At 64.2% G+C, this 11,284-nt stretch carries 11 protein-coding genes and 1 tRNA gene; 5 read left to right on the top strand and 7 right to left on the bottom strand.

Annotated features, from left to right (window positions below; all coding sequences use genetic code 11):
• Positions 1–14: 14 nt before the first annotated feature.
• The 3 genes from ugpB to XH92_RS00525 form a co-directional block, all read right to left on the bottom strand.
• The gene (ugpB, locus tag XH92_RS00535) at positions 15–1,331 is read right to left on the bottom strand and encodes a sn-glycerol-3-phosphate ABC transporter substrate-binding protein UgpB (RefSeq protein WP_194457500.1); all 1,317 of its coding nucleotides are present in this window, start codon (positions 1,329–1,331) and stop codon (positions 15–17) included.
• Between the two features lie 243 nt (positions 1,332–1,574).
• Complete coding sequence (locus XH92_RS00530; protein ID WP_246788159.1) at positions 1,575–2,780, bottom strand: CaiB/BaiF CoA-transferase family protein; 1,206 nt, start codon at positions 2,778–2,780, stop codon at positions 1,575–1,577.
• A 222-nt stretch (positions 2,781–3,002) separates the two neighbouring features.
• A complete protein-coding gene (locus XH92_RS00525; protein WP_194457499.1) occupies positions 3,003–3,428 on the bottom strand; it encodes an organic hydroperoxide resistance protein in 426 nt (141 codons plus the stop codon).
• A gap of 181 nt (positions 3,429–3,609) precedes the next feature.
• Between XH92_RS00525 and XH92_RS00520 the strand changes: the two genes are divergently transcribed.
• The gene (locus XH92_RS00520) at positions 3,610–4,071 is read left to right on the top strand and encodes a MarR family winged helix-turn-helix transcriptional regulator (protein ID WP_194457498.1); all 462 of its coding nucleotides are present in this window, start codon (positions 3,610–3,612) and stop codon (positions 4,069–4,071) included.
• A 321-nt stretch (positions 4,072–4,392) separates the two neighbouring features.
• Here the strand turns inward: XH92_RS00520 and XH92_RS00515 are convergent, their stop codons facing one another.
• From XH92_RS00515 to XH92_RS00505, 3 genes are all read right to left on the bottom strand, one after another.
• On the bottom strand, positions 4,393–4,629 hold the full coding sequence (locus XH92_RS00515) for a GIY-YIG nuclease family protein (protein ID WP_194457497.1): 237 nt from the start codon (positions 4,627–4,629) through the stop codon (positions 4,393–4,395).
• A 140-nt stretch (positions 4,630–4,769) separates the two neighbouring features.
• Positions 4,770–4,845: transfer RNA gene (locus XH92_RS00510), tRNA-Ala, on the bottom strand.
• 109 nt (positions 4,846–4,954) lie between these two features.
• On the bottom strand, positions 4,955–5,362 hold the full coding sequence (locus tag XH92_RS00505; protein ID WP_194461042.1) for a TIGR02300 family protein: 408 nt from the start codon (positions 5,360–5,362) through the stop codon (positions 4,955–4,957).
• Between the two features lie 146 nt (positions 5,363–5,508).
• Here XH92_RS00505 and aroA point away from each other — a divergent pair, with 146 nt between their 5' ends.
• Together aroA and cmk are read left to right on the top strand one after the other, a co-directional pair.
• Complete coding sequence (aroA, locus tag XH92_RS00500; protein ID WP_194457496.1) at positions 5,509–6,846, top strand: 3-phosphoshikimate 1-carboxyvinyltransferase; 1,338 nt, start codon at positions 5,509–5,511, stop codon at positions 6,844–6,846.
• A complete protein-coding gene (cmk, locus tag XH92_RS00495) occupies positions 6,843–7,472 on the top strand; it encodes a (d)CMP kinase (RefSeq protein ID WP_194457495.1) in 630 nt (209 codons plus the stop codon). Before aroA ends, cmk begins: the two co-directional genes overlap by 4 nt.
• A gap of 78 nt (positions 7,473–7,550) precedes the next feature.
• Here the strand turns inward: cmk and XH92_RS00490 are convergent, their stop codons facing one another.
• On the bottom strand, positions 7,551–7,724 hold the full coding sequence (locus tag XH92_RS00490) for a hypothetical protein (RefSeq protein ID WP_194457494.1): 174 nt from the start codon (positions 7,722–7,724) through the stop codon (positions 7,551–7,553).
• Between the two features lie 497 nt (positions 7,725–8,221).
• On the opposite strand from XH92_RS00490, the gene rpsA reads away from it, so the two are divergent.
• Both rpsA and sppA read left to right on the top strand, forming a co-directional pair.
• On the top strand, positions 8,222–9,931 hold the full coding sequence (rpsA, locus tag XH92_RS00485; RefSeq protein ID WP_194457493.1) for a 30S ribosomal protein S1: 1,710 nt from the start codon (positions 8,222–8,224) through the stop codon (positions 9,929–9,931).
• Between the two features lie 308 nt (positions 9,932–10,239).
• The gene (gene sppA, locus XH92_RS00480) at positions 10,240–11,217 is read left to right on the top strand and encodes a signal peptide peptidase SppA (protein ID WP_194457492.1); all 978 of its coding nucleotides are present in this window, start codon (positions 10,240–10,242) and stop codon (positions 11,215–11,217) included.
• The last annotated feature ends 67 nt before the right edge of the window (positions 11,218–11,284 follow it).

The raw sequence follows: 11,284 nt of genomic DNA, 5'->3' as shown, positions 1-11,284 counted from the left end.
AAGGCATCATCATGTCAGCGGACGGCGGTCTTTTCAAACTGCCGCAGCATCTGGTTGCCGCGCTCGACGGCCGAGTCCAGCGCTTGCTTGGCGGTCTTCTTGCCGGCCAGCGCCTGCTCGATCTCCTCCGACCACATGTCGCGCAGCTGCACCATGTTGCCGAGGCGCAGACCGCGGGAGTTCTCGGTCGGCTCCTTGTTGGTGAGCTCGAGCAGCGGGGTCTCCAGATAAGGCTGATCCTTGTAGAAGCCCTCTTCCTTGGCCTTGGCGTAGGCGGCCTTGGTGATCGGCAGATAGCCCGATGCCTTGTGGATCCAGACCTGGCGCTCGGTGTCCGAGAGGAAGGTCAGGAACTTGGCGACGCCCTTGTATTCCTCGGCCGACTTGCCGCCCATGATCCAGAGCGAGGCGCCGCCGATGATCGAGTTCTGCGGCGCGCCCTTGACGTCGGGATAATAGGGCATCGGCGCGGCGGTGAAGTTGAACTTGGCCTGCGCCTTGACGTTGCCGAAGAAGGCCGACGAGGTCAGGTAGATCGGGCACTCGCCCGAGGTGAAGCGGCCTTCGCCGGTGTTGGTGCGGCCGGCATAGTCGTAGGTCTTGTCCTTCTGCAGCTCGACCAGGTTCTCGAGATGCTTGACCTGCAGCGGGCCGTTGAATTCGAGCACGGTGTCGAAGCCGTCGAGGCCGTTGGCCTTGCTGGCGAGCGGCACGTTGTGCCAGGCCGAGAGCTGCTCGAGATTGACCCAGGTGACCCACGAGCCGGAGAAGCCGCAGGTGGTGTAGCCAGCCGCCTTCAGCTTCTTGGCGTCCTCGAACACTTGCGGCCAGGTCTTCGGGATCTCCGCGATGTTGGCTTTCTTCAGCGCGTCGAGATTGACCCACATCACGGTCGACGACGAGTTGAAGGGGAACGACAGCATCTCGCCCTTCGAGGTCGAGTAGTAGCCGGTGATCGCGGGCAGATAGACGCTCGGATCGAACTTCTCGCCGGCGTCGGCCATCAGCTTGTAGACCGGTTTGACGGCGCCGGTGGCGGCCATCATCGTTGCGGTGCCGACCTCGAACACCTGCATGATGGCCGGCGCGTTGCCGGCGCGGAATGCGGCGATGCCGGCATTCATGGTGTCGGCGTAGCCGCCCTTGTAGGTCGGGATCACCTTGTAGTCGGACTGCGAGGCGTTGAAGTCGTTGGCCAGCTTGACGATGACGTCATTGTTGGCACCGGTCATCGCGTGCCACCACTGAATCTCCGTCACCGCAAACGCAGGCGACGCGAATGCAAGCGTGGCAGCAGCTACCGCGGCAGCGCCTAATCGTCGAAAAATCATCAAAAGCCCCTCCCGGTTGGAACACCATCTTTCGTTGCGCGCGTTATCAGCGCCGGATGACGTTCAAATGACCGTATAAACGAAAGCCATGGTAGGGGGGAAGCCGAGGCGAAGGGAAGCGGTAAAAAAGACTGACATCGCGGTCGCGTGCGTGCGGTGCAATGCCGGACGCGACGTTGCACCGCAGGGGCGATGCGTTGGCGCCGGTTCGATACGAGCCGGCGCCTGGCTCTTCATGATACGTCAGCGCTTGCGCTGGGGACCGCAGACCACGCCCTTGTCGACCAGGCCCTTGATCTCATCCTTGGAGTAGCCGAACTCGCCGAGTACTTCCGCAGCGTGCTGGCTGAACTTCGGCGGCGTGCGGCGCAGGCTCGGCTTGGTGCGTTCGAGGCGGATCGGGGAGGCGACGCCCTTGTACCAATCCTTCTCGATGACGTCGCCGCGATGGATCGTGTGCGGGTTGGTCAGCGCCTGGTCGATCTTCTGCACCGGGCCGGCCGGCAGGCCGGCGGCGAGCAGCCGGTTGCACAGCGGCTCGGCCTCGTGCTGGTTGAACACCGCGGCGAGTTCGACGCGCAGCGCATCGCGGTTGGCGATGCGGTCCTTGTTGCGGGCAAAGCGCGGATCGGTGCCGAGCTCCGGCTTGCCGATCTCCTTGGCGAGCTTGCGGAAGGTGCCGTCATTGCCGACGCCGATGAAGATGTTGTCGGTCTTGGTCGGGAAGATCGCGTAAGGCACGAGGTTCGGATGCTCGTTGCCGGTGAGCGATGGCGGCTTGCCATGCATGAAATAGTTCGCGGTGTGCGGATGCATGATCGCAAGCCCGGTCTCGTACAGCGTGGTCTCGATGAACTGGCCGAGCCCGGAGCGCTGCCGCTCCGACAGCGCCATCAGGATGCCGATCGCCGCATAGAGGCCGGTGGTGATGTCGACCAGCGGCACGCCGATCCGCATCGGGCCGCTCTCCGGCGAGCCGGTCGCCGCGATCATGCCGGTCATCGCCTGGATGATCGCGTCATAGCCGGGATTGCCGCCGCGCGGGCCGTCCGCACCGAAGCCCGATATCCGGCAATGCACGAGCCGCGGAAACTTCGCGCGCAGCACGTCGTTGCCGATGCCCCATTTGTCGAGCGTGCCCGGCTTGAAGTTCTCGATCAGCACGTCGGCGGTCTCGAGCATCTTCATCAGCACCGCGCGGCCGCCCTCGGAGGCGAGGTCGAGGCCGATCGAGCGCTTGTTGCGGTTGATGCCGACGAAATAGGCCGCGTCTTCCTCGTGGAAGGGAGGACCCCAGTCGCGCACCTCGTCGCCGGCGGGCGGCTCGACCTTGACCACGTCGGCGCCGTGGTCGGCAAGGATCTGGGTGCAATACGGGCCGCCGAGCACGCGCGTCAGATCGATCACGCGCAGTCCGGTCATCGCGCCCGTAGCCGCTGGGGTATTCATGGAAGCAACCTTCGCTCAGTTGGGATCAGAAAAATGCGATCCCAGAGCTAACGGTCTTCAGGCGAGGCAGCAATGCTTCCGTCGGCGCAGGCCCATGCAGCAGGCGGCGCGTGCGTTCGCCAAGCGAACTGAAAAGAGCGAACTGGCATCTGCAATGCAATGATCCGCTGAAACGCAATAGTCCGCCACGCGGGACGTGGCGGACCATTGGTAGTTAGTGAATTAGACGACGCTCAGCTTGACGTCGACATTGCCGCGGGTGGCGTTGGAATAGGGGCACACGTGGTGGGCCTTCTCGACCAGCGCCTCGGCGTCGGCGCGGGACAGGCCGGGCAGCGAGACGGCGAGCTCGACGGCAAGGCCGAAGCCGCCTTCCGAGCGCGGGCCGATGCCGACCGTCGAGGTCACCGAGGTGTCGGCGGGAACCTTGGGGCCGCCCTGGGAGGCCACGAACTTCATGGCGCCGATGAAGCAGGCGGCATAGCCGGCCGCGAACAGCTGCTCCGGATTGTTGCCCGCGCCACCGCCGCCACCGAGCTCCTTCGGGGTGGTGAGCTTGACGTCGAGCGCGCCGTCGAGCGTTGCCGCATGGCCGTCGCGGCCGCCGGTTGCCTTGGCGCTGGTCTTGTAGAGCACGTTCACAGACATCGTGGTCTCCCTTGGTTCTGGACTTGAGTGGGCTGGGCTTGAAATCGATGGCCTATGTATTGCACGCAAATAGATTGTACACAATATAAATTATGAAGCCTCACATTTAATTGTTCGCAATTGAATTCGCGGTCCCGAGAGCCCAGAATGACCCGGAAACGAGATGGATTCGATGGGAATCATGGCCAGGAAACCGACGGCGGCGGACCAGGCGCTGCGGCTCGACAACCAGATCTGCTTTGCGGTCTATTCGACGGCGCATGCCTTCAACCGCGTCTACAAGCCGCTGCTCGACCGGCTCGGGCTGACCTATCCGCAGTACCTGGTGATGCTGGCGCTGTGGGAGCGCGACGACGTGCCGGTGAAGGACCTCGGCGAGCGCCTGTTCCTCGATTCCGGCACGCTGACGCCGCTCTTGAAACGGCTGGAGGCGGCGGAGCTGATCAAGCGGACCCGCAGCACCGAAGACGAGCGGGTGGTGCTGATCGCGCTGACGGCGCAGGGCCATGCGCTGCGTGAAAAGGCCAAGGCTGTTCCGCAGTCGATCCTCGCGGCTTCGGACTGCACGGTCGGCGAACTGCTGGCGATGAAGGATGAGATCGTCGCACTGCGCGACCGGCTCAATGCGGTGCTGGGGGAGTAGCGGGCGCGGACTGCGGCGCGCCCGCTATGGCAGCACCGGCACCCTGCAAGCTGCGCACTGGAAATCGCTGCCGCGCTCGTCGTGACGAATCTCGAAGCCCTCCGGGACCTGTTCGATCCGGTTTCTGAAGGGCGCAATTTCCGAGAGCCGGGCATGGCCCGCGCGCTGGCACCTCGGGCACCGCAAGAATTCCGTCCAGGTGGAATCACTCATGGCTTGGCGTCCGTTGGCGCCGCGTAGGGTAGCAGGCAATGGATTGTCGAGCTTTGTTCTGGATCAAAAGGGCGGGGCGGAGATTGGCGCGGTGCGCGATCAGGCGGGTCAGAGGCGCTTCTTGGCGAAGGCGCGGCCGGATGCGGACTTCAAATATTTTTCAAAAGCGACGGCCTGTTTCTTATCGCTGAAGGCGACGTAAGTCTTCAGCCGCCAAGGCCCATATTTGGATGTATGGGGCACTTCGCCAGCATTGTGCTTGGCCAGTCGAGCTCGCAGGTCGTCTGTGAGACCGACGTAGAAGTGCACGCCGTCGAGGCTTTCGAGAATGTAGACGTATTTCATCAGGCCCCACCCAGTTGATAGGGCCGATGCTAACGCATTTGAATATTGGAGAGAGCCCGGCTTCGCCCTTCGGGCTACGCCGCGGCAGCCTTCGCTACGATAGGGCTTGCCGAGCCGAAGCTGGCGAAGCCAGCGAAGGCTGGTGGAGCCAGGCGGGATCGAACCGCCGACCTCTTGCATGCCATGCAAGCGCTCTCCCAGCTGAGCTATGGCCCCTTATCCAATTGGGATGATCCTGGGGGATCAATCCCGGCCCGCGCGGCCTGGATGACTCGCGCGGCAGCACCGTTGATCATAGATCGGCGCCGATCTCAAGTCTCTTCTCTCAAGTCTCTTCGTCGCCGCCGACGTCACCAATAATATCGGTCACGTCCTCATCGCCCTCTTCCTCGTCGGCGATGAAGGTCGAATCGTCGTCGTCATCGTCGTCGATCGTCTCATCGACCTCGATATCGTCCTCGGATTCGGGAACCTGGGCCTTGACCTTGCCGGTGTTCTCCTCGGCATCGGCCTCCTCGAGCGAGACCATCTCTTCGGTCTCGGCCGCCTCGGGCATCTCGGCGGCGGTCGCAGGGGAACTGACGGTGGCGCCACGGCCCCGCGGCGGCGCGACGGGCGCGATCGGCACGACCTCACCGGTGTAGGGCGAAATCACCGGATTCTTGTTGAGGTCGTAGAACTTCTTGCCCGTGGTCGGGCAAATGCGCTTGGTTCCGAGCTCGGACTTGGCCAACGTGGTCATCCCAGAATTTTGCTGAAAAACGGTGCTTCACTTGGCTAGTTGAGGAGCCGCTGTCAATAGCGGTTTGCGCGCAAGTGACGGGCGCGTGACGCGGTGTTGCCTATGTGATACCTGCCGCGGCGCGAGAGGACACAATCTTGGCCCATTCCGACACCCCGACCCCGCTGGAATCACGCGCTTGCGGCCCCCTGGCCGGCAAGGTCCGCGTTCCCGGCGACAAATCGATTTCCCACCGTGCCCTGATCCTGGGGGCGCTTTCGGTTGGCGAAACCCGCATTTCCGGCCTTCTGGAGGGCGAAGACGTCCTCAATACCGCCAAATCCATGCGCGCGCTGGGCGCCAGGGTGGAGCGGACGGCGCCGTTTACCTGGTCGGTTGCAGGCGTCGGCGTCGGCGGCTTCGCCCAGCCTGCCGCGCCGCTCGATTTCGGCAATTCCGGCACCGGCTGCCGGCTGGTGATGGGCGCGGTGGCCGGCTGCCCGATCGCGGCCATTTTCGATGGCGACGCCTCGCTGCGTTCGCGGCCGATGCGCCGGATTCTCGATCCCCTGGAGCTGATGGGCGCCCGGACCAGCGACATCAGGGAGGGAGGCCGGCTGCCGCTGACCCTGCATGGCGCCCGCTATCCGGTGCCGATCGTCTACAAGACGCCGGTCGCCTCGGCCCAGATCAAGTCCGCGGTGCTGCTGGCGGGGCTGTCCGCGCCCGGCATCACCACGGTCATCGAGCAGGAGGCGAGCCGCGACCACACCGAGCTGATGCTGAAGCATTTCGGCGCCGAGATCTCCTCGGAGAAGGAAGGCAGCCACGGCCGCCGGATCTCGCTGAACGGCGAGCCCGAGCTGCACGGCGCCAACGTCGTGGTGCCCGCCGATCCGTCCTCCGCGTCATTCCCGATCGTGGCCGCACTGATCGTCGAAGGGTCCGACGTCGTGTTCTCCGATGTGATGACCAATCCGCTGCGCACCGGTCTGTTCACCACGCTGCGCGAAATGGGCGCCTCGATCGAAGAGAGCGACGTGCGCGGCGATGCCGGCGAGCCGATGGCGCAGCTGCGCGTGCGGGCCTCGAAGCTGAAGGGCGTCGAGGTGCCGCCGGAGCGCGCGCCGTCGATGATCGACGAGTATCTCGTGCTGGCGGTTGCCGCGGCGTTTGCCGAAGGCACCACGATCATGCGCGGTTTGCAGGAGCTGCGTGTCAAGGAATCCGACCGTCTCGAAGCCACCGCGGATATGCTGCGCGTCAACGGCGTCAAGGTCGAGGTTTCCGGCGATGATCTGATCGTCGAGGGGCGCGGCCACGTCCCGGGCGGCGGCCTCGTCGCCACCCACATGGATCATCGCATCGCGATGTCGGCGCTGGTGATGGGCTGTGCCTCGGATCGGCCGGTCAAGATCGATGACACCGGCTTCATCGCCACCAGTTTCCCGGATTTCATTCCGATGATGCGCGCGCTCGGAGCTGACTTCGCATGATCATCGCCATCGACGGACCCGCCGCCTCCGGCAAGGGCACGCTCGGCAAGCGGCTCGCCCACCACTACGGCTACCGCCATCTCGACACCGGCGTGATCTATCGTGCGGTGGCCTATGCGATGATGGCGCAGGGCGCCGACCTCAACGACGAGGCGCTGGCGGTGGCCGTCGCGCTCGAGCTCGATCCCGAGAAGTTCGGCAATCCGATCCTGAAGACCCAGAAGGTCGGCGAGGGCGCGTCCGTCGTCTCGGCCTTTCCGAAGGTGCGCGAGGCGCTGGTCAGCTTCCAGCGCCAGTTCGCCGCCGATCCGCCCGGTGCGGTGCTGGATGGACGCGATATCGGCACCGTGATCTGCCCGGATGCCGACGTGAAGATCTTCGTGGTCGCCGACCCCCGCGTGCGGGCGCAGCGTCGCACCCTGGAGGCGCGCGCCCGTGGCGAGGACGCCGACGAGGAGGCGGTGCTGGCCGACATCCTCAAGCGCGACGAGCGGGACAAGAACCGCGCCATTGCGCCGTTGCGGCCGGCGGCGGACGCCCACACGCTGGATAATTCCAATCTCGACATCGAGGCCGGCGTCCGCGCTGCCATCGCCATCGTCGAGGCAGCGCGCGCCCGGCGCTGATCGGTCAGGCCGGGGCAAAGATAAAGCGCGATGACGGGGTCATCGCGCCAGGTTCACTTTGGACCCGCGTTGGATCAGTTAGTTCTTGGACCAGTAGCGGTCGAACGGCAATTCCTGCTCGGCCATGCTGAGCAGCGGCTGCGCCGCCACGACAGACGTGCCGGGCGCGGCCGGAGTAGCATTGGGCATCCCGGCAATCGCATTTCCGACGGTCAGGACGGCGATCGCCGCCAGCACCACAAAGCTTTTCATTGGTAATCCCCCTGTTTTGAGCGGTGCTATCGTATGGGGTGCTGCTTAAGGGCCGGTTCCGGGCCGGCCGCTTGCGGGGCATTTCGTGTGACTCGGTCAACAGCGCGTTGAGAGGCCGGCGTTGCGGCGCCGCCGGTGACGAGATCAGCCTTAAGCGCCCGTAAATCGGGCATTTCCGGCTTGCCCAAAATGGGCCCCGGAGCTATATCAGCGCCGTTCGGAGCAGCATCGACGGTGTCGAGGCCGTGTCTGAGCGGGCCGGCGCCGGGTTTGAACCCTCGCCGCATCTGGAGGAACGCCCGCTCCCAGGTCTTGAAGTCGATATTTTCGTTTCAGGCTCCGGAATATCAAAACGTACCGAACGTGCAGTCTTGCTGCCGGCCCGCTGTTGCACCTCCTGCAATGAGCGGTCGTCAGGGTTTGCGGAACCCTGACACTTCACGCGCGGTGCGCCCATCAACCCGAATGGCCGGCGAGATTCCGCATCTGGAGATCAAATGGTTTCGAATTCTGCGTCTTCTTATACCCCGACCCGCGACGATTTCGCGGCGATGCTTGATGAGTCCTTTGCCGGCGGCAATCTGCAGGAAAGCTCGGTCATCAAGGGCAAGGTGGTTGCAATTGAGAAGGACATGGCCGTCATCGACGTCGGCCTGAAGACCGAGGGCCGCGTCGCGTTGCGCGAATTCGCCGGCCCCGGCCGTGACAGCGACCTCAAGGTCGGCGACGAAGTCGAGGTGTTCCTCGACCGGATCGAGAATGCGCTCGGTGAAGCCGTGCTGTCGCGCGACAAGGCGCGCCGCGAGGAAAGCTGGGGCAAGCTCGAGAAGGCGTTCCAGAACAACGAAAAGGTCAACGGCGTCATCTTCAACCAGGTCAAGGGCGGCTTCACGGTCGACCTCGACGGTGCGGTGGCCTTCCTGCCGCGCTCGCAGGTCGACATTCGTCCGATCCGCGACGTTGCGCCGCTGATGAACAACTCGCAGCCGTTCCAGATCCTCAAGATGGACCGCCGCCGCGGCAACATCGTGGTGTCGCGCCGCACGGTTCTCGAAGAGACCCGCGCCGAGCAGCGCCAGGAGCTGGTGCAGAACCTCGAAGAGGGTCAGGTGATCGACGGCGTGGTCAAGAACATCACCGATTACGGCGCGTTCGTTGATCTCGGCGGCATCGACGGCCTGCTCCACGTGACCGACATCGCCTGGCGCCGCGTCAACCACCCGACCGAGGTGCTGACCATCGGCCAGACCGTGAAGGTCAAGATCATCAAGATCAACCACGAGACGCACCGCATCTCGCTCGGCATGAAGCAGCTGCTGGATGATCCGTGGCAGGGCATCGAAGCCAAGTACCCGCTGGGTGCCCGCTTCACCGGCCGCGTCACCAACATCACCGACTACGGCGCGTTCGTCGAGCTCGAGCCGGGCATCGAAGGCCTGATCCACGTCTCCGAGATGTCGTGGACCAAGAAGAACATGCACCCCGGCAAGATCGTTTCGACCTCGCAGGAAGTCGAGGTGCAGGTGCTCGAAGTGGATTCGGTCAAGCGCCGCATCTCGCTCGGCCTCAAGCAGACCATGCGCAATCCCTGGGAAGTCTTCGTCGAGAAGTTCCCGGTCGGTTCGGTTGTCGAGGGCGAGGTCAAGAACAAGACCGAGTTCGGTCTGTTCCTGGGTCTCGAGGGCGACGTCGACGGCATGGTCCACCTCTCCGACCTCGACTGGAAGCTTCCGGGCGAGCAGGTCATCGACAACTTCAAGAAGGGCGACATGGTCAAGGCCGTGGTGCTCGATGTCGATGTCGAGAAGGAGCGTATCTCGCTCGGCGTCAAGCAGCTCGAAGGCGACCCCTTCGCCGAGCCGGGCGACGTCAAGAAGGGCGCGGTCGTGACCTGCGAAGTGCTCGAAGTGAAGGAGAGCGGCATCGAGGTCCGGATTTCGGGCACCGAGTTCACCACCTTCATCAAGCGGTCCGAGCTGGCCCGCGACCGCAACGACCAGCGCGCCGAACGCTTCGCCGTCGGCGAGAAGGTCGATGCCCGCGTCATCCAGTTCGACAAGAAGGCCCGCAAGGTGCAGGTCTCGATCAAGGCGCTGGAAGTTGCCGAAGAGAAGGAAGCCATCGCGCAGTACGGCTCCTCCGATTCGGGAGCGACGCTCGGCGACATTCTCGGCACCGCGCTGAAGAACCGCGGCACCGACAAGTAAGCATTCGTCTCGTTGAGGCGAACATTGGGGCCCCGGCGCAAGCCGGGGCCCTTTTGTTTGAGTCTTCCCCTTCCCCCTGAAAGGGGGAAGGTCGGGATGGGGGTCAGCCGCAGGCGATGCTGCATGCGGAGAGAGCAGATCCCCACCCGCTTTGCTCTGACGAGCAAAGCGACCTCCCCTTTTCAAGGGGAGGTGTGGGCCTTGTTTTCTTCATATTGCGTCGCAATTGATGTATTTGGCTAAGCGGAAAGTGACGCTGCGACTGCAAAACGCGCGGATTGCGCGCTGACCATTTCTGGAGAGATCGGATGTCGCTGGATTCAGACGTGATCGTCGACCGTCGCCGTATCAGGCGCAAGCTGACGTTCTGGCGCGTCGCCGCTGCGGTCATTGCGATCGCGGCCATCGTCGGCGTGGGCGTGATCGCCGCCGGCGGACGCGGCAGCTTCGCGACGTCGAACACGATCGCGCGGATCAACATCGACGGACTGATCCGCAGCGACCAGGAGCGCGTCGAGGCGCTGGAGCGGCTCGGCAAGTCGAGCTACGCGGCGGTCGTCGTGCATATCAATTCGCCCGGCGGCACGACCGCGGGCTCCGAGCAGCTTTACGACTCGCTGGTGCAGTTGAAGGCCAAGAAGCCGCTCGTCGTCGTGGTCGAGGGATTGGCGGCCTCGGGCGGCTACATCACGGCGATTGCCTCCGACCATATCGTCGCCCAGCAGACCTCGCTGGTCGGCTCGATCGGCGTGCTGTTCCAGTTTCCCAACGTGTCCGAATTGCTCAAGACCGTCGGCGTGAAGATGGAGGAAATCAAATCCTCGCCGCTGAAGGCCGCGCCCAACGGGTTCGAGCCGACCAGCCCGGAGGCCCGCGCCGCGATCGACGGCCTGGTCAAGGACTCCTATGCCTGGTTCCGTGGATTGGTGAAGGAACGGCGCGGCATGGACGACGCCCTGCTGGAGAAGGTCGCGGATGGACGCGTCTTCACCGGCCGGCAGGCGGTCGATCTCAAGCTGATCGATCAGCTCGGGGACGAGAAGACCGCGATCGCCTGGCTGGTTGCGGAGAAGAAGGTCAAGAGCGACCTGCCGGTGCGCAATTACAAGCTCAATCCGCGATTCAGCGACCTGACCTTCCTGCGCACCGCAGCGTCGATGACGCTCGATGCGGTCGGCCTCGGCGCCATCGCGCGGCGGATCGAGCAGGGCGGCGTGGCCCAGGCGGTCGACCGCTTCGGCCTCGACGGCATGCTGGCGCTGTGGACTCCCGGAGGAACCGACTAGAGCGTTTTCGAGCGAAGTGGACACCGGTTCGCGTGAAGAAAACGCGTCAAAGCAAAAATCTAGAGCC

The sequence above is a fragment of the Bradyrhizobium sp. CCBAU 53421 genome (assembly GCF_015291625.1).
In the GTDB taxonomy this organism is placed as follows: Bacteria; Pseudomonadota; Alphaproteobacteria; order Rhizobiales; family Xanthobacteraceae; genus Bradyrhizobium.
This window is presented reverse-complemented; position numbering and strand designations above follow the sequence as displayed.

What these genes read in the sequence shown, in the direction of transcription:
- ugpB (WP_194457500.1), bottom strand. Translation starts at nt 1,331, where the DNA reads ATGATTTTTCGACGATTAGGCGCTGCCGCGGTAGCTGCTGCCACGCTT.
- XH92_RS00530 (WP_246788159.1), bottom strand. Translation starts at nt 2,780, where the DNA reads ATGAATACCCCAGCGGCTACGGGCGCGATGACCGGACTGCGCGTGATC.
- XH92_RS00525 (WP_194457499.1), bottom strand. Translation starts at nt 3,428, where the DNA reads ATGTCTGTGAACGTGCTCTACAAGACCAGCGCCAAGGCAACCGGCGGC.
- XH92_RS00520 (WP_194457498.1), top strand. Translation starts at nt 3,610, where the DNA reads ATGGCCAGGAAACCGACGGCGGCGGACCAGGCGCTGCGGCTCGACAAC.
- XH92_RS00515 (WP_194457497.1), bottom strand. Translation starts at nt 4,629, where the DNA reads ATGAAATACGTCTACATTCTCGAAAGCCTCGACGGCGTGCACTTCTAC.
- cmk (WP_194457495.1), top strand. Translation starts at nt 6,843, where the DNA reads ATGATCATCGCCATCGACGGACCCGCCGCCTCCGGCAAGGGCACGCTC.
- XH92_RS00490 (WP_194457494.1), bottom strand. Translation starts at nt 7,724, where the DNA reads ATGAAAAGCTTTGTGGTGCTGGCGGCGATCGCCGTCCTGACCGTCGGA.
- rpsA (WP_194457493.1), top strand. Translation starts at nt 8,222, where the DNA reads ATGGTTTCGAATTCTGCGTCTTCTTATACCCCGACCCGCGACGATTTC.
- sppA (WP_194457492.1), top strand. Translation starts at nt 10,240, where the DNA reads ATGTCGCTGGATTCAGACGTGATCGTCGACCGTCGCCGTATCAGGCGC.